The organism is Kitasatospora griseola (assembly GCF_044999035.1).
GTDB classification, from domain to species: Bacteria; Actinomycetota; Actinomycetes; order Streptomycetales; family Streptomycetaceae; genus Kitasatospora; species Kitasatospora griseola.
The window spans coordinates 7,790,618-7,813,759 of sequence record NZ_CP173360.1 but is presented as its reverse complement, the minus strand read 5'-3'; the positions used below and the strand labels follow the sequence as shown (position 1 = coordinate 7,813,759).

General features: G+C 75.9%; 11 protein-coding genes. 5 read left to right on the top strand and 6 right to left on the bottom strand.

Going from position 1 to position 23,142, the window contains the following annotated elements; all coding sequences use genetic code 11:
• Window positions 1-130 precede the first annotated feature (130 nt).
• From ACI1MP_RS34765 to ACI1MP_RS34745, 5 genes are all read left to right on the top strand, one after another.
• On the top strand, window positions 131-985 hold the full coding sequence (locus tag ACI1MP_RS34765) for a DUF4132 domain-containing protein (protein ID WP_404870446.1): 855 nt from the start codon (window positions 131-133) through the stop codon (window positions 983-985).
• Window positions 982-6,018: a hypothetical protein gene (locus ACI1MP_RS34760; protein WP_404870445.1), complete on the top strand. Its 5,037-nt coding sequence runs from the start codon at window positions 982-984 to the stop codon at window positions 6,016-6,018. The genes ACI1MP_RS34765 and ACI1MP_RS34760 overlap by 4 nt, the downstream gene beginning before the upstream one ends.
• The gene (locus ACI1MP_RS34755) at window positions 6,015-7,172 is read left to right on the top strand and encodes an AAA family ATPase (RefSeq protein WP_380333320.1); all 1,158 of its coding nucleotides are present in this window, start codon (window positions 6,015-6,017) and stop codon (window positions 7,170-7,172) included. The genes ACI1MP_RS34760 and ACI1MP_RS34755 overlap by 4 nt, the downstream gene beginning before the upstream one ends.
• A gap of 263 nt (window positions 7,173-7,435) precedes the next feature.
• Complete coding sequence (locus ACI1MP_RS34750; RefSeq protein WP_404870874.1) at window positions 7,436-10,966, top strand: DUF5682 family protein; 3,531 nt, start codon at window positions 7,436-7,438, stop codon at window positions 10,964-10,966.
• On the top strand, window positions 10,963-12,771 hold the full coding sequence (locus ACI1MP_RS34745; RefSeq protein ID WP_404870444.1) for a hypothetical protein: 1,809 nt from the start codon (window positions 10,963-10,965) through the stop codon (window positions 12,769-12,771). The genes ACI1MP_RS34750 and ACI1MP_RS34745 overlap by 4 nt, the downstream gene beginning before the upstream one ends.
• Window positions 12,772-12,787: 16 nt before the next feature.
• Here the strand turns inward: ACI1MP_RS34745 and ACI1MP_RS34740 are convergent, their stop codons facing one another.
• The 6 genes from ACI1MP_RS34740 to ACI1MP_RS34715 all read right to left on the bottom strand — a co-directional run bounded on the left by ACI1MP_RS34740 (window position 12,788) and on the right by ACI1MP_RS34715 (window position 23,141).
• On the bottom strand, window positions 12,788-14,449 hold the full coding sequence (locus ACI1MP_RS34740) for a hypothetical protein (protein ID WP_404870443.1): 1,662 nt from the start codon (window positions 14,447-14,449) through the stop codon (window positions 12,788-12,790).
• A 72-nt stretch (window positions 14,450-14,521) separates the two neighbouring features.
• Window positions 14,522-16,432: a hypothetical protein gene (locus tag ACI1MP_RS34735; RefSeq protein WP_404870442.1), complete on the bottom strand. Its 1,911-nt coding sequence runs from the start codon at window positions 16,430-16,432 to the stop codon at window positions 14,522-14,524.
• 101 nt (window positions 16,433-16,533) lie between these two features.
• Window positions 16,534-17,124 (bottom strand): hypothetical protein, encoded by a 591-nt coding sequence (locus ACI1MP_RS34730; protein ID WP_380333324.1) that lies wholly within the window; start codon window positions 17,122-17,124, stop codon window positions 16,534-16,536.
• Window positions 17,121-21,176, bottom strand: coding sequence for a LamG-like jellyroll fold domain-containing protein (locus ACI1MP_RS34725; RefSeq protein WP_404870441.1), 4,056 nt, complete (start codon window positions 21,174-21,176; stop codon window positions 17,121-17,123). The genes ACI1MP_RS34730 and ACI1MP_RS34725 overlap by 4 nt, the downstream gene beginning before the upstream one ends.
• On the bottom strand, window positions 21,173-22,540 hold the full coding sequence (locus tag ACI1MP_RS34720) for a baseplate J/gp47 family protein (protein WP_404870440.1): 1,368 nt from the start codon (window positions 22,538-22,540) through the stop codon (window positions 21,173-21,175). The genes ACI1MP_RS34725 and ACI1MP_RS34720 overlap by 4 nt, the downstream gene beginning before the upstream one ends.
• Window positions 22,533-23,141, bottom strand: coding sequence for a hypothetical protein (locus tag ACI1MP_RS34715; RefSeq protein ID WP_404870439.1), 609 nt, complete (start codon window positions 23,139-23,141; stop codon window positions 22,533-22,535). Before ACI1MP_RS34715 ends, ACI1MP_RS34720 begins: the two co-directional genes overlap by 8 nt.
• Window position 23,142 lies beyond the last annotated feature (1 nt).

Sequence of the window (23,142 nt, the reverse complement as noted above, 5' to 3'; positions counted from 1 at the left end):
CCCGAGCTCCCCGCGTGCGGCGGGAGGTCAGGGCCTGGTGCCGTCTCCGGGCGGGGGCGGACGATCAGCTGTCGGTGCTGCCGGTTACGTTTCTTCCCAGCTCAGGAACGGCGGCCGGGAGGGCTCTGACGTGGCATGGCTGACAGCGGGCGACTATGAGGTCGCCCTGGAACCGGACGGGAAGGTCGCGTGTCGGAACGCGGCCGGCCGGCGGTTGAAGACGGTGCCGGCGAAGCTCAAGGACGACCCGGCCGTCGTGCAGTTGCGTCGGCTCGCGGAGTGGCTGGACGCGCACGAGCGGCAGTGCGTGGCGACGGTGGAGCGGTGGATGGTCCGCTCGCTCCCGGTGCCCGCGGCGGTGATCGGCGCGGTGTGGGCCGACGAGACCTGGCGGTCGGTGCTGCGCGACCTGGTGGTGACGGGCGCCGACGGCTCCGTCGCGGGGTTCCTGCGGGACGCCGACCCGGAGCGCGGCATCGGCGTGGTCGACCTGGACGGCGACACCGTCCGCCTGACCGACGCCGAGATCCGGATACCGCACCCCGTGCTGCTCGAAGACCTGGACGAGCTGCGGGAGTTCGCCGTCGAGCTGGACGTCGCCCAGCAGCTCCAGCAGCTGCACCGCGAGGTCTGGCAGCGGCCCGCCGACCTGGACCCGACGGCCACTCAGGTCGACACCTACGCCGGCGGCCGGTACAAGGAGCTGCGCGAACTGGTCGGCCGCTGCGCGCGGCTCGGCCACCGCGTGCGCGGCGGGTACGCGGTGGTGCCGCTGGTCGACGACGGCCGCCCGACGGAGGCCCGCCTGTGGGTGGGCGACTACTACGAGTACGACGAGTGCGAGACCGGCTCGCTGCACTGGACCGGCGCCGACGGCCGGCCGGTGCCGCTTTCCGAAGTGGGGCCGGTGGCCTGGTCCGAAGGCATGCGGATGGCCGCCGCGCTGTACGCCGGCCGCACCATCGAAGGGGAGGAGTCGGCATGACGGACAGCACCCGCACCGACGCGCAGTACCACGAAGACCTGCTCGACGCGGGCGCCGTCCTGACGGTCGGCCGGGTCGGCACCGCCGACGACCGCGACAGCACCGTCGACACGCTGACCGCCCGCAGCTACCGGCACCCCGGGCTGGACGGCCGCACCGTCGTCCGCCTGGTGCCCGCCGCCCTCGGCCCGGCCGAGGACCTCGCCGTGGAGTTCCTGGGCCTGGCGCCCGCCGCCGAACCCGTCGAGGTCGGCCAGGTCCGGCAGGAGGCGCTCGGCTTCCCCGCCTGGGCGCTGGTCCACGACCCGGCCAACGGGCACCACGCGCTGGCCGTGGTCAAGGAGATGGAACGCCTCGCCCGGCAGATCAAGTCCAAGCCCGGCAACGCCAAGGACGGCTTCGACGAACTGGCCGTCCGCCTCGGCCGCGCCGTCCCGCACTTCCTGCCCACCTACTGCGAACAGGTCGGCCGGCTCTTCCTGGAGCAGGGCAACCAGACGTACGCCGCGACGTACTTCGGCAAGGCCCGGGAGGCCGAGCGCACCCACAGCCTGACCATCGACGAGGAACGGCTGCGCGCCGTCTTCCTGGAGTTCGCGCTCGGCGGCGCACTGACCGTCAAGGCGCTGCGCCAGTACGTGAAGGACCTCGCCGGGCGGCTCGACGCCCGCACCGCCTGGCAGCGCTTCCGCCAGCTGTGCGCGGAGCGCTCCGCGGCGGGCATGGCCCCGTACGCGGGCATCGCGGAGGACGCCCGGCAGCTGATCCGGGCCGCCGGGCTCGACCAGCGGGAACAGGAGCAGCTGCTGATCGGCGAACTGCTGTCCTCGCCCGCCGTCGGCCGGACCCCCGCCGCGGTGTGGAAGTCCTGGCGCGGCGCGCTGATCGACCTGGCCCGCCGGGACGCCGCGGTCCGGGCCCGGCTACTGGAGATCCTGCCGACCCCGACCGGCGCGAAGGACGACGCCGGCACCGACGCCGACTGGCTGACGCTGCTCCAGGAGTCCGGCGCCGAACAGCTCCTGACGGACCCGCGGGCCACCGGCACGGAGCCCGCCGCCCGCTGGCTCCGGCGCTGGACCGACCACCTCGACCGGGGCTGGCGCTCCCGCCCCGCCTGCGCGGCCACCCTCGAACTGGCCGGCCGGATGGCCGAGCGGCTGCGCACCGAGGGCGTCCCCGTCGAGCTCGTCCCGAACCATCCGACGGCGCTCAACCTGCTCGACCTGCTGCTCGCCGAACACGTCCCGGTCGCCGACCCGCCGGACACCGTGTCCGTCAGCCTCGTCCCCTGGCTGGAGCACGGCGGCCCCGGCCGCCGCGACCTGGCGGCCGTGGCGGCCGACCCGCGCTTCCGCGACGCACTGCGCAGCGCCGTCCCCGCTGCCTGGGGGCCGCGCGGCAGCAGCAGGATCGGCCCGCTCACCCTCCAGTACCCGGTGCTGCAGGCCCTGTTCGTCGAATGGGCCGACGCGCAGGCCGACGAACTGCGGTCCGCGACCGGCCTGGCCGGCGCGCTGAACCTGCTGTCCGCGCTCGGCCCCGTGCGCTCCGCCGTCATCGACGTCAACCCGGCCGCCGCCGCCCGGATCGCCGGACTCGACGTCGCCGCCCTGCTCGGCCGCACCCTCCGGGCCGGCATCCTCGACGAACTCGGCTGGCCGGCCCTGGAGGAGGGACTGCGCCGCCTCGGCTACGAGGACGAGGGGACCGGCAACGTCCCCGGCCGGGTCAACCGCAGCGACCTGCAGATCGAGGACGCCTGGCCGGCCCTGATCCTGGCCCGCAAGAACAGGGCCGTCGTGGTCGGCCCGGACGGCATCCTGCTGGAACACGACCTGCGCTGCCCCGCCGACCTGTCCCGCTGGCACAGCCCCCGCCTGCGCTACGTCGACGGCGAACTGCTGGTCGCCTGGCGGGAGGACAGCGGCATCCGCGCCTACTGGTCCGGCTGCCCCGACCAGGTGTTCACGCCGACCGGCGAACCCGTGGACGTCGGCTACTACGGCCCCCACAACATCAGCTGGACGTCGCTGCCGCTGCCCGGCGGCGGCCGCGCCACCGGCGGCCGGGTCCTGCACGCCGGCGACACGGTGCTGCCCGCCGAACGCCCCGTCATCGGTGACGGCGTCGGCCACTGGGCGTACCGCCGCGGCGCCCTGGTCGAGTACGACCCCCTGACCGGCAGCCACGGCCGGGCCTCCGTGCCGCCGCTGTTCAGCAGCGACGGCGACGCGACCGGCACCCTCCGGCCGCTGCAGTCCCGGCTGCTCCCGCTCCAGCCCGGCCTGGAACGCACCCCGCTCGGCACCGACGGCGCCCTGCTCGGCGGCTGGCTGCGCACCGGCCCCGACCGGGCGACCTTCCACGGCGTCGACGGCCGCCGCGTCGCCCTGCCGACGTCCGGGCACTGGCCGGTCGGCCGGCTCGACCTGCCCGGCGGCGCCGCCCTCGCCCTGACCGCCGCCGAACGCAGCATCGTGCTCGTCCCGGTCGACGGCTCCGGCCGCACCGCCGACCAGCTCGCCGACGTCACCACCTCGCACCCCGGCCAGCTGTACGCCGCCGGCACGGCCCTGGTGCCGCCGCTCGACCACTGGCACGCGCTGCGCCCCCGTGACGAGGCCGGCTCGAAACTGCTGCGCGGGACGACGGACCGGCAGGCCGCCGAACTCCTCGACGCCGCCTGGCCGGTGGACCCCGCGGACCTGGAGCCGCCGACCCGCCCCGAACTGCTGCTGATCCAGGGCACCGTCCGGCAGGTCGCGCGCCGCCAGATCGTCCCGGTCGCGGCCGTCGCCGAGGTGCTGCCCGGCCTCACCGACCCGCTGCTGGTCGCCGGCGTCGCCGGACTCGCCCGGGTCGCCACCGACACCGCGGCCCGCGCCGCCCGGTTCGCGCCGATCCCGCAGCCCGAGGCCGAGACCCCGGCCGCCCCGGCCGCACCCGTCGTCTCCCCCTGGCCCGAGCACGGCCGGGACGGCGTCCTGCACGAGGCACTCCAGGACGTCTTCGGCTACCTGGACGGCTTCGGCCAGAGCTGGAACCGCAGCGGCGAGCAGCGGCACGTGCTCACCCACCTGCGCGCCGTCACCGGCCTGCTCGCCGCACCGCCGCAGGACCGGCCCGCCGGCTGGACGGTCGACCCGGCCAAGCTCGAACTGCCGGGCGGCGGCCACTCCGGCGGCAGCTACTACGGCTGGCTCCACCTGCTCGGCCGCACCGCCCCGATCGCGCTGGCCGCCGCCGCCCCCGCCACCGCGGAACCGGCCCGGTCCGCGCTGGCCCTGATGCTCACCGAACTGACCAGCGGCTGGCTCGCCGACCGCGGCCCGACGCTCCGTCAGGTCACCCTCGTCGAGAACCACGACAGCTCGCAGAACCCGTCCGAGGCCCGCGCGGCCCGGGTCGGCCAGGTGCTGCGCGACGGCGACCGCACCGTCGTGGTGCTGGCCTGCAGGAGCTACGGCCTCCGCCTCCACTGGGAGGCGATCGACCACGACCCGTCCGGCCGGTTCGGACCCGTCGCCGACTTCACCATCAGCGAAGAACGGCGGGTGCACGACGACCTGACGGCCGACTGGATCGCCCGCTTCACCGCCCAACTCGCCCAGCACGGCCCGATCGCCTGGCAGCCCGAGCAGGCGGCCGAGTTCGACGCGACCACCGGAATCGGCCGGGCCCGCGCCATCCTGCTGCTCGCCACGCCGCCCGGGGTGTTCTCCTGGTCGAGCGACTTCCCCACGGCCGAGCAACTCGCCCGGTACGAGCTGAAGGCCGCCCAGGTCAAGGTCGCCACGGAGTGGCTGCGCGCCGTCGACCGCACCGACCGGGACGCGCTCACGGCCGCCCTGCTCCCCGCCGACCCGGCGCAGCTCTGGCACACCGGCCTGGCGTCGGACGCCGCCGCGGCCCGCTGGATCGAACGCCGCGGACGCCTGCGCACCCTCCCCGAGGACGACCAGACCGCCGTCAACGGGACGACCGTCCTGGCGATCGAGCAGGTCCTCAACCCGGCGACCACCGGCTGGCTCACCGGAACCACCACCCAGCGGGTACGACAGACCGACTACGGCGTCGACCTGCTCCCCGACGACCCGGCCGCACTCGCCGACGCCCGGAAGCTCGCCGGGGCGATCGACGCGCTCCGCTGGCTGGCCCACCGCCTGCCGTACGGGTCCGAGCTGCGCCCGGCACTGCCCGAGGCGCTCACCGCGCTCCGCGCGCGCATCGCCGACCCGGGCCTGCTGCTCGACCTCGGGCGGTACTCCGCCGTCCGCGACCAGTCGCTCCCGGCGGTGCTGCGCAGCCACTTCGGGCTGCCGGAGCAGAACGACGCGGGCAGCACGGAGTCGGTGGCCTGCGGCGAGGCGATCGTGCTGGCCCCCGGCCGCTACGGCGAGAGCGCGTACCTGCGGCCGGCCGTGCTCGGCGGCCCCGACGACCCGCTGTTCGACCTGCTCACCGGCCTGGCCGCGTCCCCCGACGCGCAGAACGGACTGACCGCGCTGCGGGCGCTCCTCGGCGACGACCTGACCCGGCTGACCGCGCACGGCTCCGCCGCCGACGAACCGGCCGGCTGGCCGCAGGACCCGCAGCGCAGCGCCCCCGCCCTGGTCGCCGAGGCCGCCCGGGCCCTCGGCCTCGGCGAGGACGCCGCCGCCCTCTACCTGCAACTGCTCGCCCTGCCCGACCCGACCGACCGCAACACCGCCCGCTGGACCGGCTGGAAGCCCGCCCGCCTCAAGCGCGCCCGCGCCGAACTGGCGGCTGGCGAACTGGTGCTGGAGGCCAAGCGGTCCCGGGCCGGACGCAGCCTGTTCCTGCCCGGCGGCTGGCAGGAGGCCAAGTCGCCCGGCCTGCCGGTCGAGGTCTGGAAGGCCGGCCTGTACGCCATCCCGTCCGCGCGGGCGATCCTGCCGCACCTCCCGGCGCCCGAGCTGTTCGCCCGCGCCTGGCAGCGGATCGCCGACGGCGACCGCCCCGGCTACGAACAGCTCACCACCAACACCCGCCGGCGAGGCCGCCGATGAGCACGCATCCGATCGAGGACCACACCATGAGCACCGCGCCCGACCGGCAGATCGTCCTTCCCGAGGACAAGTACGCCGCCGAACTGGAGTTCCTCGCCGCGTACGACACCGGCCCGCGCCCGCCCGGCTGGCGGCTCACCCCGCGCGCCGTGGTCACCTTCGTCCTCGGCAGCGGCGGCGAGAAGCTCAAGCACGGCCGCAAGGGCCTGGCCGTCGAACCGAAGTTCGTCGGCGACCGCGCCCTGGTCGAACGCTGCGTCGTCACGCTGGCCGGCGAACGCGGCCTGCTGCTGGTCGGCGAGCCCGGCACCGCCAAGTCGATGCTCTCCGAACTCCTCGCCGCCGCCGTCTGCGGCACCAGCGCACTCACCGTGCAGGGCACCGCCGGCACCACCGAGGACCAGCTCAAGTACGGCTGGAACTACGCCCTCCTGCTCGCCAAGGGCCCCAGTCGGGAAGCCCTGGTGCCCTCGCCCGTCCTCACCGCGATGACCGCCGGCGCCGTCGCCCGCGTCGAGGAAGTCACCCGCTGCCTCCCCGAGGTCCAGGACGCCCTGGTCTCGCTGCTCTCCGAGCGCCGGATCGCCGTCCCCGAACTCGCCGGCAGCCCCGACGCCCAACTCCACGCCGCACCCGGGTTCACCCTGATCGCCACCGCCAACCTGCGGGACAAGGGCGTCTCCGAGATGTCCGCCGCGCTGAAGCGCCGCTTCAACTTCGAGACCGTCGGCCCGATCGGCGACCTCGACGCCGAGATCGACCTCGTCCGACGCCAGTCCACCGCCGCCGTCGCCCGCGCGGGCGCACCCTACGCGGTCGATGACGCCGTGCTGGAAGCCCTGGTCACCGCCTTCCGCGACCTGCGCACCGGCCGCTCCGTCGAAGGCTGGGACGTCGAACGCCCCTCCACCGTCATGAGCACCGCCGAAGCCGTCTCCGTCGCCACCGCCCTCGGCGTCACCGCCGCCTACCTCGACGGCGGCGACACCCTCACCCGCCTCCCCGGCCAACTCGTCGGCGTCGTCCGCAAGGACGACCCCGCCGACACCGCCCGCCTCCTCGGCTACTGGGACGGCCCGGTCCGCCGCCGCGCCGAACAGGGCTCCACCACCTGGCGCACCCTCTGGGACCTCCGCCCGGCCCTGGGGGACTGACCACAGTGACCACCGACACCGAGACCGGGACGCCCCCGGCCGAGCCCGCCCACTGGGCGCCGGACAGCCTCGGGCTGGACTTCACCGACGTCCGCGGCGATGCCACGTCGGCCACGGCTGTTGGCGCCGAGACCGGGGCGACCCCGGCCCACGCCCGGACGGAGCTCGTCCGCTCCGGCGTGGATCGCCTCGAATCGACGGGTGCGGCCGACGGTGACCGTCGGTCCGCCGGCGCCGAGTCGGGGGCTTCCCCGGCCGGGGCCCTGGCCCGGCTCGCCGGTTCCGGCGTGGACGGCCCCGGGCCGTACCTGATCGGCGTTCGCCACCATGCGCCGTCGATCGCGGCCGTGCTGCCCGCCCTGCTCGACGCGGCGCGGCCGGACGTGCTGCTCGTCGAGCTGCCCGAGGAGTTCCAGCCGTGGCTCGGCCTCCTCGCCGACGAGCGCACCGAGGCGCCGGTGGCGCTTGCCGCCGCCACCGCCGAGGAGGGCTCCGGCCCGGCGTTCTACCCGTTCGCGGACTTCTCGCCGGAACTGACCGCCCTGCGCTGGGCGGCCCGCCACGGCGTGCCGGTCGTGGCCTGCGACCTGCCACTGGCCCACCGCGCCACCGGGACCCGCGACACCGGCTCCGCCCCGCAAGGCCTCGCCGACGCCCTCCGCCGCCGCCTCACCGGCCGCCCCGACGAGGACCTGTGGGACCGCCTGGTCGAAGCCCCCGCCCCCGGCTCCACCCCGGAAGAAGTCCGCCGCGCCGCCCTCCTGGTCGGCTGGGCCCTCCGCCAGGACGCCCACACCGTCGACCCGCTCGACCTCCACCGCGAGTCGTGGATGCGCGCCCGCATCCACGCGGAATCGGTGAACGGCCGCCGGGTCACCGCAGTCATCGGCGCCTTCCACGCACCGGCCCTGCTCACCGACGACCGGACGCCAGGCGCCCCGCCGACGACGGTCGCCGACCTGCCGCAGCACGCTGCGACCGACCTGCCGTCAACACCCGTCCCGGCAACGGCAATCGCGTCACCCGCCGGCCCTGATCCGTACGTCATCTCCCTCGTTCCCTACACGTACCCGCTGCTCGACGCCCGTTCCGGCTACCCCGCCGGGATTCGTGACCCGGAGTGGCAGCACACCGTGTTGGCCGCCGGTGGGGATCCGGGGCGGCTGGCTGCGGAGTTGACCCGGACCGCTGTGCGGATCTGTGCGGCGTTGCGTGGGCAGGGGCATCCGGCCGGGCCTGCCGATGGGCGGGAGGTGGTGCGGGTGGCCGGGGATCTGGGGCGGTTGCGGGGGCTGCCGGCGGCGGGGCGGGGGGAGTTGATCGAGGCGGTGCAGACGGTGTTGGCGCAGGGGGAGCCGCTCGGGCGGGGGCGGGCTGTGGCGCGGGCGCTGGAGGAGGTGCTGGTCGGGACGCGTACCGGTCGGCCGACCCCGGCCGCGCCCCGTACCGGTCTCGGTCCCGCCGTGGAGGCCCTGCTCGCGGAGCTCGGTCTGCCCCACGCGGCCGAACCGTCGCCGCGCGAGCTCCGGCTGGACCCGCACCGTTCGGGCCTGGACGCACGTCGTGATCTGCTGCTGCGTCGCCTGGAGGTGTGCGGCGTGCCGTACGGCGAACCGGTCGCCGTGACGGGCGCGGGCGGCACCGACGCCGTCGGCTCGCGTTGGCGGGTGCAGTGGACGCCGGCCGTCGCCGCGATGCTGACCGTCGCGGGGATGCGCGGGGTGACGCCCGCCCAGGCCGCGGACGGGACGCTGCGGGAACGGCTGCGTCGGGAACGGGAGGCGGGCGGTTCGACCGCCCGGCAGATCATCGACGGTCTCGCCGCCGCCGCCGGGTGCGCCCTGCCGGGACTGAGCGCCGCCCGGCTGGACCAACTCGCCGACGAGGTAACGGCGGTGGCGTCCCTCCCCGAACTCCTCGACGGCCTTGCGCTGTTGGACCGGCTCGCCGCCGGCCACCTGGCCGGGCCCGACGCGGCCGCGCCGCTGCTCGGTCCGGCCGCCGCGGCCGCCGAGCTGCTCACCGTCGCCGCCGTCCGGGGCCTCGACGGCCTGGCGGGCTCCGACGACGCCGCGGACGCCCGCGCACTGGTGGAGTTCGCCCGCCGGGCCGACGCCGACGGCGGCATCAGGCTCGGCCACGCGCTGCGCCGGCTGGCCGACGACGGCTCGCCGCTGATCCGCGGCGCGGCCGGCGCGACCCGGGCGCTGCTCGGCCACCAGGAGCCCGCCGAGTTCGGCGGCCGGGTCGCCTCCTGGGTGGACGCCGCCACCGCCCCGGACAGCCGGGTCGCGCTCGGCCGGTCCCTGCGCGGCCTGCTCACCGCGGCCGAGGGGCTGCTCACCGCCGCCCCGGCCGCGCTCGAACCCCTGCTGGCACGCGTCACCGAGCTCCCCGACGAGGCCTTCCTGGACCGGCTGCCCGCACTCCGCGGCGGTTTCGACACACTCAGCCCGGCCGCCCGGGACCGGCTGCTCGCCGTCGTCGAGGAACGTCTCGGCACGCACGTCGACACCCTGCCGACCGAGCTCGACCCGGCCACCCTCGCCACCTGGGCCAGGGCTGATCTGACGGCACGTCACATCCTGGAGGCGGGCGGGCTGTTGCCCGTCGCCGACGAAGCGGCGCTCGCGCCCGACGCCGCGCAGGCACCGGACGAGCCGGCAGCACCGGCCCCCGGGGCCGCTCTCCCGCCCGCCGACCGCTGGCGGCTGGTGCTCGGCCGCCGGGGCAGCGGCCCCGGCCCCACCGGGCGGTCCGCGCGACTCGCCGCCGCGCTCGACGAGCTCTACGGCACGGGCCGGGGCGAGGGCTCCGCCCCCGGTCCGACCGGCGACCCGCGCGGCGGCCGGGAGGCCCCGTTCCCGGGCGTCCGGGAGTGGTCCGAGGAACTGGTGGCGCTGTTCGGGCCGGGCATCCGCGAGGAGGTCCTCGCCGCCGCGGCGGCGCACGGCCGCACCGACGTCCTGGAGGCACTCGCCCCGGAGGCCGTCCGCCCCTCGGTCGACCTGCTGCGCACGGTGCTCCAGCACGCGGGCGGCCTGCCCGAGGCGCGCCTCGCCGCGCTGCGCCCGCTGGTCCGGCGACTGGTGGACGAACTGTCGCGCGAGCTCGCGACCACCCTGCGCCCGGCCCTGACCGGCCTCACCCTGCCCCGGCCGAGCCGCCGCCGGGCCGGCCCGCTCGACCTCGACCGCACGATCCGGGCCAACCTCGCCACCGCCCGGCCCGGCGCGGACGGCGGCACCGTGATCGTGCCCGAACGGCCGGTCTTCCGGACCAGGGCCGGCCAGGCCAACGACTGGCGGCTGATCCTGGTCGTGGACGTGTCCGGATCGATGGAGGCCTCCACCGTCTGGGCGGCGCTGACCGCGTCGATCCTGGCCGGAGTCCCGTCCCTGACCGCGCACTTCGTGGCCTTCTCGACCCACGTCGTCGACCTGAGCGGACGGGTGGACGACCCGCTGGGGCTGCTCCTGGAGGTCCGGGTCGGCGGCGGGACGCACATCGCGGCCGGCCTGCGGTACGCCCGCGACCTGGTCACCGTGCCGTCCCGCACGCTGATCGCGGTGGTCAGCGACTTCGAGGAGGGCTACCCGCTCGGCGGGCTGCTGACCGAGACCCGGGCGCTGGTCGGCGCCGGCTGCCACCTGCTGGGCTGCGCCGCGCTCGACGACACCGGGAAACCCCGGTACTCCAAGGCCGTCGCCGAACAACTCGTCGCCGCGGGCATGCCGGTGGCGGCGCTCAGCCCGCTGGAACTGGCCCGCTGGGTGGGGGAGAAGATCCGATGACAGACACCCGATGGCCCACCGTCGCCGCCGAGGTCGTCGCGGAGGTGGTGTCGGCCCTGTCGGCGCGCCTCCAGAAACGGCTCGACGGCGCGGCGGCCAAGCTCGCCGACCGCCCGGTCGTCCGGACGGGCGACGACTGGAGCGTGCGGATCGACGACGAGACGGTGCTGGTCCTGCACGCCCCCGGCGGCACCGTCCGGACGGCCGACGACGTCCGCTGCGGCTGCCTGCTCGCCCCCGGCTGTCTGCACCGCGCCGCCGCCGTCACGGCCGCCCCGCTGGCCGCGCCCGCCGACGAGCGGACGCCGGCCGACCGGCAGACGCCCGCAGAACCCGTACCCGGCACCGCAGTTGACGAGGCCTCGGTCGAGGAGCCACTCACCCCCGCCGAGGCCGAGGCCGTCGACCGCCTGCGCCGGGTCGCGGCCGACGCGCTGGCCGCCGGCATCAGCGGCGCGGGCAGCGTCCAGCAGGCCGAACTGCTGCGGACCGCCCACCAGGCCCGGCTGCTCGGCCTGCACCGGCCGGCCGCGCTGGCCGCCACGGTGGTCACCCGGCTGCGCGCCGCCCGGGCCGCCGAACCCGACCACCGGCTCGCCGACCTGGCCGCCGCCCATCGCGAACTGCTCGACACCACCACGATGTTGACGCCTCGCCAGGTCCGCGCGGCAGCGCGGCAGACGTACCGGGAGGTCGGCTCGCTCCGGCTGTACGGGCTGTTCGCCGAACCGGTGGTGTCGGCGACCCACGCGGGCGTCACGGTCTGGGTGGTGGACGGCGACGGGAAGCTCGCCACCGTCTCCGACGTCACCCCGCACGCCGATCCGACGGAGGCCGCGCAACTCGCCGGGGCCGCGGCCGGACGACCGGTCCGGCTCGGTGATGCGACGCTGTCGCACCGCGACCTCGCCCGGGCCGGACTCGCCGTCCAGGGCGCCACCCGGACCGACTCCGGGCGACTCGGCGCGGGCGCGAAGGTCCGGGCCGTGCGCGCCGCCGGGGCGGGCTGGGACGAGGAACCCGTCGCCCGGCTCTGGGCGGAGCCGGTGCCCGCCCAGGTCGAACGGGCGCTGGCGGCCGGGCGGATCCCCCACGAACAGCGTCCCGCCGGATCGGACCTGCTGTTCCTCGACGTCACCGTGCTCGGGCCCGGGACCGTTCCCGGGTCGACCGCCCCGCAGCTGCTCGCCGAGTGCGTGGGGTCTACGGTGGCGCTGCTGCCCGCCCAGGACCACCCGCGGCTCGCGTTCGCCGCCAACCTGGCGGCCCTCGCCTCCGTGCCCGGCCTGCCGCTGCGCGTGGTCGGCCGACTGGAGCGCGCCACCCACCCGCGCCTGCGCCTGCTGGCCGCCGCCCCGGCCCCGGGGCCCGGCCCGGTCCTCAACCTGCCGCCCGAGTACCGCGACCGGATCAACCTGGGCCTGGAACGCCTCCAGCACGCCGACCTGCCGCCGGACCGGCCCGAAACGCTGCCGTCGGCCGCCGCGTTCGCCCCGCAGCCGCCCTTCCACCTCCTGACCCGCCCCCTCGAACAGGCCGTCACCGGCGGCCGCCGGGCCCTGACCGGACGCGCCGACCGGGCCGCCGTCGAAGCGCGCCGACTGCGGTCGGCGGGCCTCGCCACTGCCGCCCAGCTGCTCACCGCCGTCCACATGGCCGCGGCGGACCAGGAACGCGACGTCTTCGGCCGCCTGCACACCACCGACCACCTCGCCTTCGCCACGGCCTGGCTCGCCGCGGCCCGCTACCAGGAGGAGGTGGCCACCGCGCTCTGCGCGGCCGCTTGGCCGACAGGGGCCGCGTGACGGGGGCGGGCCTCGTTCACCTCTCCTTCGGCGCGTCGTGCCGGACGGGGGCGGGCGGGACGCCGATCCCGCGTTCGGCGGGCTGGTCGAAGACGGTGGGGTGGAGGAAACGGCCCCGGTGTTCTGCGGATTTGGCGGCGACCGGGGTGAGGGGGTTGGCCCGTGCCCACTTGTCGAGGCGGACGCCGGTGACCTGCCAACTGACCTCTCCGCCGGGTGGGCCTCCCGCGACGGAGAAGGTGTTGCCGGAGATCCGGGCGCTGACGTACAGGCCGGGGGCGGGGGCGCCGATCGGGGTGAGTTGGTAGCGGAAGTGCTGGTTCAGGGCGTCGAACCAGTCGGGGAGGGTGACGGTCGCCATTCCGGTGTCGTCGAGGGTGACGACGCCGTCGTAGACGTTCTTCTGTTCGGGTGAGGCGACGAAGGCGTGGGTGAGGGTGTTTTCGGCGGGGTCGAGCGGGTGGTCGATGACGAAGCGGGCGCTGCCGGCCGAGACGATCACGCCGTTGACGCGCAGGCCGTTGCTGATGTCCGCGCCGAGGGTCTTGCCGCTGGCGGTCAGACCGGTCGAGCCCCAGGCGTTCACTCCCGCACCGAACTCACTGAGACCTTGGACGCCCGCCCCGAACCAGCTGTGGCCTCGAACGGCCGGGCCCCTGTTGGGCGCGTCGCCGAAGCCGACGCCGCCCTGCTCGGGTTCCGGGTGCCCGCAGAAGGCCGCGACGGCGACGCCTTCGTGGCTGTAGATCGCCACTGCGGTGCTCGTGTCGGTCGTCGCGCTGAGTGCTTCACCGCTGGTGCTGGTTGCGTTCACCGCAGTCCCGGACTCCGAGGTGCCGGAGACACCGATTCCGGTGGTGCTGCTGCCGGAAACTCCCGGCCCGGGCGTGCTGGTGCCGGAGACGCCCGGCGCTGCGGTGCTGGTGCCGGAGACGCCGGGTCCGCCGGTGCTGTTGCCGAGGACGCCCGGCCCGCCGGTGCTGCTGCCGGACACTCCGGGGCCGGGTGTGCTGGTGCCGGAGACCCCGATTCCGCCGGTACTGCTGCCCGTGACGCCCGGCCCCGGCGCACTCGCTCCCACCACGCCCGGACCGCTGGTGCTCGAACCCGTCACGCCGGGACTGCTCGTGCTCGTGCCCGACACCCCCGGTCCGGCCGTCCCCGCACCCGCCACGCCGGCGCCGTGGGCGCTGGTACCGATGACGCCGGGGCCGGAGTCGGCCTGTCCGGTGACGCCGGCGGAGGTCCCGCCACCCTGTCCGGACACGCCGACCCCCTGCGTGCTGGTGCCGGACATGCCCGGGCCCGCATCGGACTCCCCGGTGACGCCGGCGGAGGTTCCGGTGGCCCGTCCGGTGACGCCGACGCCGTGGGCGCTGCGACCGAGGACGCCCGGGCCGGAGTCGGCTTCCCCGGTGACGCCGGCCCCTTGGGCGCTGACGCCGGTGACACCCGGGCCGGTGGCCGCTCTCCCGGAGACGCCGGGTTGGTCGGCGCCGCCGATTCCGAGGACGCCGGTGCCCTGGTCGCAGAAGCCCTCCACGCCGACGCCCTGGGCGGCTTTGTTGATGCCGACGACTCCCGCCGGGCGTACGTGTGTGGTGTCGGTCATCGGTGTGTCGCTGGCGCCGATCACGCCCGCGCCGACGTCGGAGTCGCCCCACACGCCGTACTTCAACGCCGGAAATTCCTGACCGGGGTCGAAGGTGCTCGCTCCGGACTGTGACTCAGGTGGCTTGATGGGCATCGTTCACGCCTCCTCGGGGAGGTCGTCCTGCCGGGCGGGGACGGGCGGGACGCCGATCCCGCGTTCGGTGGGCTGGTCGAAGACGGTGGGGTGGAGGAAGAAGTCCTGCTGGTCCGGAGGTTTGGCGGCCACCGGGGTGAGGGGGTTGGCCTGTGCCCAGCTGTCGAGGCGGACGCCGGTGACCTGCCAGCTGACCCGTCCGGCAGGTGGACCGCCGGCAAGGGAGAAGCTGTTGCCGGAGATCTCGGCGCTGACGTGCAGGCCGGGGGCGGGTGCTCCGATGGGGGTGAGTTGGTAGCGGAAGTGCTGGTTCAAGGCGTCGAACCAGTCGGGGAGGGTGACGGTCGCGGCTCCCGAGCCGTCGAGGGCCACCACCCCGTCGTAGACGTTCTTCCGCTCCGGCGAGGCGACGAAGGCGTGGGCGAGGGTGTTCTCGGCGGGGAGGAGCGGATGGTCGATCACGAACTGGGCGCTGCCGGCCGCGACCATCACCCCGTTCACCCGGAGGCCGCCGGTGATGTCCGCGCCGAGATGGCCTCCGGTGGCCGTCAGTCCGGTCGTGCCTCCGGCGGCGACGATCCCGACCTGAAATTCGCTGTCGCCGTTCACCCCGGTGCCGTCGGACGCGGAGCCGTGTACACCCGCGCCGGTGTCGCTGGCTCCGCTCACTCCCGGACCGTTGGAGCTCATACCAAACACCCCTGCGCGGTCGCCGCTACGGCCGAAGACACCCGGTTCGCCGGCACCGCCCGTCCCGGTGACCCCGACCGCGCCCGGCCCGCCCGTACCGCTCACACCGACACCGCCTGCGCTCGTCCCGGAGACACCGGGCGCCGTGCCGCCGCTCTGGCCGCTCACGCCAGCGCCGTGCGCGCTCGTCCCCGACAGACCCGGACCCTGGCCGCTCGCCCCGGACACGCCCGGGCCGGCGTCCGCCTGGCCGGACACCCCGGCCGACGTCCCCGACGCCTGGCCGAGCACGCCGACTCCCTGTGAGCTGACTCCGACCAGCCCGGCGCTACCAGCGCTGCGTCCGGACACGCCCGGACCGTCCGTGCCGGAACCCTCGACTCCGGCCCCGTGCGCGCTGCTCCCCAGCACCCCCGGGCCCTGCTCGCTCGCGCCCTGTGCGCCCGGGCCGGTCGTGCTGGTGCCCGCGGTGCCCGGACCGTCCGTCGCCTGGCCCGCCACGCCGGTGGCTGTGCCCGTCGCCTGGCCGGACACGCCCGGGCCGGTCGTGCTCGTCCCCTGCACGCCGGGGCCGGCCGACGCCAGGCCCGCCACCCCGGCCGAGCTGCCCGCGCCCTGGCCGAACACCCCCACGCTCTGCGTACTGGTGCCCGAGACGCCCGGACCGCTCACTCCCTGACCCGCCACCCCGGCCGAGCTGCCCGCGCCCTGGCCGAGCACCCCGACACCCCGGGCGCTCGTGCCCTGCACGCCCGGCCCGCCGGAGGCCGTTCCCGAGACGCCGGCGCCGTCGGTGGCGCGGCCCAGCACCCCGGTCCCCGAGGTGCTCGTCCCCTGCAGTCCGGGCCCGCTGCCGCTCTCGCCGGCCGCACCCGGACCGCTGTCCGACCGTCCCGAAACGCCGGGGGCCGCTCCGCCGCTCTGCCCGGTGACACCGGGGGCCGCTCCGCCGCTCAACCCGGTGACGCCGACTCCCTGCGCGCTGACGCCGGTGACGCCCGGGCCGGTGTCCGCCCTCCCGGCGACGCCGGGTTGGTCGGCGCCGCCGACGCCGAGGACGCCGGTGCCCTGGGCGCAGAAGCCTTCCACGCCGACGCCCTGGGTGGCTTTGTTGATGCCGACGACTCCCGCCGGGTGCACGTGTGTGGTGTCGGTCATCGGTGTGTCGCTGGCGCCGATCACGCCCGCGCCGACGTCGGAGTCGCCCCACACGCCGTACTTCAACGCCGGAGATTCCTGACCCGGATCGAACGTGCTCGCTCCGGACTGTGACGCAGGTGGCTTGACGGGCATCGATCACACCTCCTCGGCTCGGCCGGGTCCGTTCACTGGCAGACGATCTGGATGCAGTTCAGCGTGACGGCGCCCGTGTTGCCGCCACTGGTGGCATCGGCCTCGACGAAGTACTTGTTCGCGGAGTTCTTGACGGTCGTCTGTGTCACCGGTTGGGCGGGTTCCCCGAAGGCCTTGAAGTCGATGATCGGTACCGCGCCCGTCGAGGCCATGTCGTTGCTCCGCAGGTGGACGCCCGGCAGCGGCACCGGTTTGGTGGGGTCGGCGGGCCGGACGGAGCCGAAGACCGTCATCGACACGATGGCGGCCCCGTCGGGGAGCACGACGCTCATGATGCCGTGCGCCTCCGCGGCCGTGTCCGGTTTCTGCGCGAAGTCGTTGTTGAGGACCCAGGCGGCGGGCGGGGAAGTGTTGGGCGCCAGCACCGGGACGAGGCTGAGGACGGTCTGCTTCCCGGCGATTTTGTCGATCACCGGGTTGAGGTGGTCGTCGGCGATCGTGCGGAACTCGGCCTCCAGGTTGTGGAAGCGGATGTTGAGGCCCTTCTCGCCGCCGGCCTGGACCCGGTCCTCGTTGTCGATCCAGTCCTGGTGCGTGAACAGGGGATGGTACTCGTTGATCATGGCGGATCGTCCCTCTCCGGCCGGTGGAACGGCAGTTGGTCGTAGGTGTGGTAGGTCGGGAAGGTGAACGCGGGCAGCAGGTGCGCGTCGGCCCCGGCGAGTTCGTGGACGTGCGCGCGCAGGTCGCCGGTCAGGAACTCCACGCCGATCGGCTGGAACCAGTTGAGGACGTTCAGCACCAGGTCGTACTGGCCCTTGCCGATCACCGCCTGCGGGTCCTTGGGCCGGACCTCGCACTGGTAGGGCAGGACGGGGCCCCGCAGGCAGTCGGCGCGGACCCGGACCAGACCGGGGGCGAGGCCGGTGACCGCCGTGACCGGGGCGTCGAAGGCGACGGGTTCGGCCCGGCCCGGGCCGAACGGCAGCGCGGACCAGGCCACCCGTACGTCGGCGTCCGGGCCGAGGGTCTGCCGGGAGGTCAACTGCGGCGGCTGCGCCGGGTCTTGGCCGAGCGGCCGCTGGTCGGCGAGGAGCAAGGTACCGCTGGCCCCGGGTGCGGCGAGCAGGCACGGCGGGAAGGGGGCGGCGGCGGGGGAGGCGGCCAGGGCGCGGCAGTCGTCGCCGGCCGCGAACGGCAGTGGCAGCCACGTGTCGTCGGCGGTGTCGAGGATGTGCACCCGTCCGCCCGTCCCGCGGAGGCCGGCCGTCGCCACGTACAGGTGGCGCTGGTCGGTGGCCGGGCAGATCGCCACCGGGGCCGTCCCCGGCGGGAAGGCGGTCAGGATCGTGTCGGGCACGGCCGCACCCGGCGGGTAGACCTGGAGCGCGCCGCGGCCCGCCCCGGTGGCGCCGGTGTCCACGCCGACGTACAGCCTGCCGTCGGTGGGGCCGGACGCCGCGCACAGCACCCGGGCGGCGCCGGGGGCGGTGACGGGATCGCCGTGCAGCGTTCCGGCCTGGCGGTCGACCAGGCAGAACCGGGGGCCGTCCAGGAGCACGGCCAGCAGCGGGCCGACGGGGACGACGGCGCTGGGCGGACCGGGCAGCGGCAGGTCGAGGAGCTGGGTGCCGGACTGCGGGTCGTAGGCGCGCAGGGTGCCGTCGGTCGCGGTCAGGTAGAGCCGGGTGCCGTCGGTGCCGAGGGCCACCGCGTCCGGGGTCGCCAGTGGCGTGGCTGCGAGGGTGCCGGGGTCGAGGGCGACCACCCGGCCGCGCTCGTGGGCGACGAACAGTCGGCCGCCGACGAAGGCCAACGAGACGGGCAGCGGTCCGGTGAAGACGGCTGCGGCGAAGGCGGCTGCGGCGGGTCGGGGCGGTGCGCCGGGTGGTGCCCCGGGCGGCGCGGACAGGTCGTACGCGACGACCCGGTGACTGCCCCGGTCGGCCAGGAAGACCCGGCCGCCGTCGGGCCGGAAGCAGGCGGCGACCGGTGCGGCGCGGGGGCCGACGGAAACGGTGATCCCGGTCTCCGTGGTCAGTTCGGCCGTGGGTGGGCTCGGCGTCACCGTGAGCTGCTCGCCCGCCGCCACCGCGAGCCGGACGGAGCCGCGCTCACTGTTGGTGGCGGGGGCCTGCACGGTGATGTGGTCGAAGCCGGCGGCGAACGCGCGTGCGGCCAGCGCGGCCGGGGAAAGCGGGAGCGGCAGGCCGCCCGTGAACGGCCTGTCGTCGCGCAGCACCAGGACCCGGCCCTGGCCGGCCAGTCCGGGATCGGTCGGAAGGTAGGCGCTGACGACGGTGAGCGGTTCGGTTCGGCCGAGGCCGGCCAGCAGCCGGTCCAGGGCGGCTCCGGCGGCGGGCTGCATCCGCCGGTTGTCCGGGTCGGAGCCGTAGTCGACGGGGGCGGGCGCGGCGCCGAGGTCGTCGGTGCGCACCTGCAGGTACGCGGGGTCGAAGTCCTCCGTGACGGTGCCGGCCGCCTCGGCCTCGGTCGCGCCGATCCGGCCGTCCCGCCCGATGGTCCCGGCGGTCAGCAGGCCCTCGGGCAGGCCGATCCGCAGCGGCAGGCGGCCGCTGCGGGTGTGCCCGGCCCGGGTGACCTCGACGCCCACGGTGACGTCGCCCGCCGTGTGCGCTTTCAGGGTGGCGGTGTCGGCCGGACTGCCGGGCGAGACCTCGGCGTCGCCGGGGCCGTCCCGGGTGACGGACCAGCGGACGACCGCGCCGGTCACCGCCGACACCGGCGGGTCGAGGGCGAGCGCGGCCTTCCCTTCCTGGACCAGGGGCAATCCGGCGGTGACGGAGATCGCGAAGGCGTCGCCGGGCGGCTGGGAGGCGTGGATCCGGTCGTCCGGCCCGCAGGAGACCCAGCCGAAGCCGGCGGCGTGCGCGTGCACACCGAGTTCGGCGGTCGGAACGGTGCTGTGGTGCAGGCTCAGGGCCCGGCCGACGGCGTGCAGGCCGGGGCCGGCCGGTTCGTAGGCGTGCAGCACGGTCAGCTCGTCGCCAGGCGCCTCGGGCAGCCGGGCGAGCAGGGCGTCCAGTGCCTGCCGAGTGGTGAGCTGCATCAGCCGGTTGTCGTCGTTCCCGTCGAAGCCGAGACCGGGCGCGTCCCCGTGGGGCGAGATCCACAGCTGGTCGAAGTCGGGTTCGTCCGCGGCGGTGCCGACGGCCTGCTCCTCGGTGGGCAGCGGGTCGCCGTCGGCGGCGATCCGCCGGCCGGGGGTGAGCCGGGGCGGCAGCACCCGCAGCACGGCGGAGCCGGAGGCGATCCGGGCGGTGGTCTCGTCGACCACCAGCAGGTCGGAGCCGTCGCCCGCGAGCCGGTTGAGGGCGTTCTGGAGGTTGTCGGGGGTGGGGAGCAGCCAGCTCTGGAAGATGGCGAGCCGGTCGCGGTACTGCTCGTCGCTCTCGCCGGTGACGGGGGCGAACGAGGTGCGGGCGAGGTCGGAGATCCGGACTTCCTCGACCAGCCCGAGGTAGGGCACGTCGGCCGGGACGCCCCCGGAGGGCTGGTGGGCGGCGCCGATCACCAGGGGCTGCCCGGAGGTGAGCGGTCCGAGCTTCTTGATCAGGGCCCGGTCCACCTCGGCGCCGTCGAGGTACAGCCTGGCGTCGGCTCCAGGGCCGGTGCGGCGCAGGGTGGCGGCGAGGTGGTGGAAGCGGCCGTCGGCCAGGTCGAGGTCGGCGAAGAGATCGGTTTCGGCGGCGCCGTCGGAGACGGTGAAGCGCAGGTTGTGGTCGATGCCGCGCCACTTGCCGAGGGTGAGCGTCCAACCGGTGGGCGGGGCGGACGCGTTGGGCGGATCGCGGCGGGCCAGCACGGTGCCGGGGTCGGCGGCGGTCCGGTCGGGGCGGACGACGGCTTCGGCGGTGAAGTCGGCGGTGAGGTCGGGCAGGTCGGCGACGGTGATGGCGCCGCCGGGCGGTTCGAAGCCGAAGGCGGGCCCGAACCGCCCGGCCCGGTCGGGCCGGGCGCTGCCGGTGACGGTGCTGTGGGCCGGGTCCAGGTGCCCGCTCGCGTCGACGGGGGCGGGTTCGTCGAGGTGGAGGAGCGCGAGGGTGTGCTCGTCCGGCTCGTGCCGCTGCGGTGGGAAGCGGGGCGCGCCGAGGTCCTGGCCGAGCAGGTCGAGTCCGGCGCCGCGGGCGTGCTGGGCGAAGCGCTGGCGGGCGACGTCGGCGCTGCGGCGGTCGAGGTCCTGGTAGTCGCGGCCGATCGTCCACAGCAGCCGGGCGAGGGTGCCGAGCAGCGCGGTCAGCTGCCAGTCGTCCGGGCCGGTCGGCGCCGGCGGCTGCGGGGCGAGACCGGTGATCCGCAGGCCGGGGCCGAACTCGGCTGCGGCGCCGGGGAGTTCGACGGCCAGCTGGTCGCCGGCGGGCCAGCCGGCGGGGAAGGTGACGTCGGCGCTCTCCGCCGTCGCGCCGGGGCCGGTGGTGCGGGTGAAGGTGACGCGGACGGTCAGCGGTTCGGCGGAGGTGTGCGCGGGGGCGAGCAGGTGGCGCGGGGCGTCCGGGTCGCGGCCCCAGCGGGCCCGGTAGGCGGAGAGGCCGTCGTACTGCGGTGTCAGGACGCCGTCGGCGCCGGCAATGAGGGGCAGGGCGAGGCGCTCCAGGCCCCGGGCGTAGGCGGGCGTGAGGCCGCCGGCCATCACGTCCAGGAAGTCGGCGGTCATGAGTTCACCACCTGGAGGTCGATCAGCGGGCTGTCGAGGTCGAAGGCGGCGATCTCGTCGGCGGCCAGGGCGAGGTTCTCGCCCACGGACAGCTCCCGGGCGTCGCCGTAGACCGCGCCGCCGTGGCCGACCTCGCCGAAGACGGGGGCGCCGCGGCGCAGGCGCAGGTTCTGCACGTCGGCGACCCCGGCGACCGCCCGGGCGGTGAGCACCAGGTCGGAGTGGAGCAGGCCGCGGCCCAGGCGCAGCCGCCCGACGGCGGTGTGGACGGCGTCCAGGATCTCGCCGCGGATGGCGTCGGCGTCGTGGCCGGGCTCGACCACCAGGGTGGCGCGCAGGCCGACGTCGACCTGGTTGGCGGGCCTGAGGTCGGGGAAGATCGAGACCGGCCGCCACTGGCGGACCACGTCGACCACGGCGGGGCGGACGGCCGGGACGTCGCCGTCCTCGGGGAGCCAGGGCCAGCCCGGTTCGACGGCGACGACGATGTCGAAGAAGTACGGGGAGCCGGTCTGCCGTCCGGCGGTGAACTGGTGCTGCCCGAACGCGTAGGTGTTGAAGGCGGCGTTCGACGTGTCGATGCCGCCGAGCGGGTCGAACAGGGCGGCGTCGCGCACCCCGGGGATGTCGAGGAGCTCGCTGAGCACCGCGTCCTGGGTCCACACCGTCCGGGGCACGCCGAGCAGCCGGGCGCGGTGGGCGTCGTCGGGCTCGTCCAGTTCGCCGCCGGTGATCGGCCCCTGCGCGGTGACGGTGACGGTGGCGGGGCCGAGAGCGAGGTGGACCTCGGCCCAGTGCGGCTCCAGTTCGAGGTCCGCCCCGTCGGGCGGGTTGCCGCCGGGCCCGCGCTCCACCGCGCGGACGCCGACCGTCGCGGTGGGGGAGGCGGCGTCGAGGGTGGCGGAGGCGGTGGTGCGCAGCTCGACGAGGGGCTTCCCGGCGACGGGGACGGTGCGGACGGCGGCACCCTGGGGGACGACGACGGCGCGGTCCGGGCCCTGGTCCTGCACGGCCAGGACGACTTCGCCGGTGGCCCACAGCTGCCGCCGGGGCCGGCCGAGGTCGAGGCCGAGCAGGGTGAGCGCCTCGCCCTGCGCGGTGGTGACGAAGTTGGCGTAGTACTGGTTCTCCAGCGCCCGCCAGAGTTCGTGGACGTGGACGGCGGCGGCGTCGAGCACCTTGCGCAGTGCCGAGCCGGAGCTCAGGTCGACGTCGCTGCCGAACATGGCGCGGGCGCGGGCCTGCTGGTCGGCGACGATCCGGTCGATGCCCTTGAGGACGAAGCCGTCCGCGGTCACGCCGTAGCCGTCGTCGGCGGGCGGGTCGGGGCCGACCGGTCGGGTGGGAGGGGTCTGGTCAGTCAAGGCGTCCCCCTGAGGTGAGGGTCAGCGTGGAGCCGGCGATGGTGTCGAGGATCGCGTGGACGGTGTACCGGCGGCTCGCCCGGGCCGTCTCGACGATCTGCTGGAAGGCCGCCGGGTCGAGGTCGGGCCGCAGTTCGAGGAAGCGCGGGTCGTCCTCGAAGAACACCTCCCGGACGTCGGCGACCCGGCGGTCGGCGCCCAGGCAGCGGACGAGTTCCATCCGCAGGTACTCCTTGCGGGCCGGGAGGTCGAGCGCGTAGCGGCCGAGGGCAAGCCGGTCGAAGCCGAAGCCGGTGTTGAGCCGGTCGCTGCCGAGCTGGGTGTCGACGGCCAGCAGCAGCGCCTGGACGAGGGCGTCGGGGCCCGCGTTCTCGGCGGGGCCGCCGGTCGCCGGGTCGGTGACCAGATCGCCGTCGTCGAGGGCGAGGCCGTGGCCGAGGCTGGGCGCGCCGGAGCCGTCCGTCGGCGTCGCACCCGGCAGGCCGGGGTAGCGGGCGGCGAGCACGGCGGGGTCGGTCAGCACGCCCGGGTCGGCGAGGACGGCCGGGTCGGCGAGGATGCCCGGGTCGACCGGGGCGGTCGGGTCGCCGGGGAACGTCATG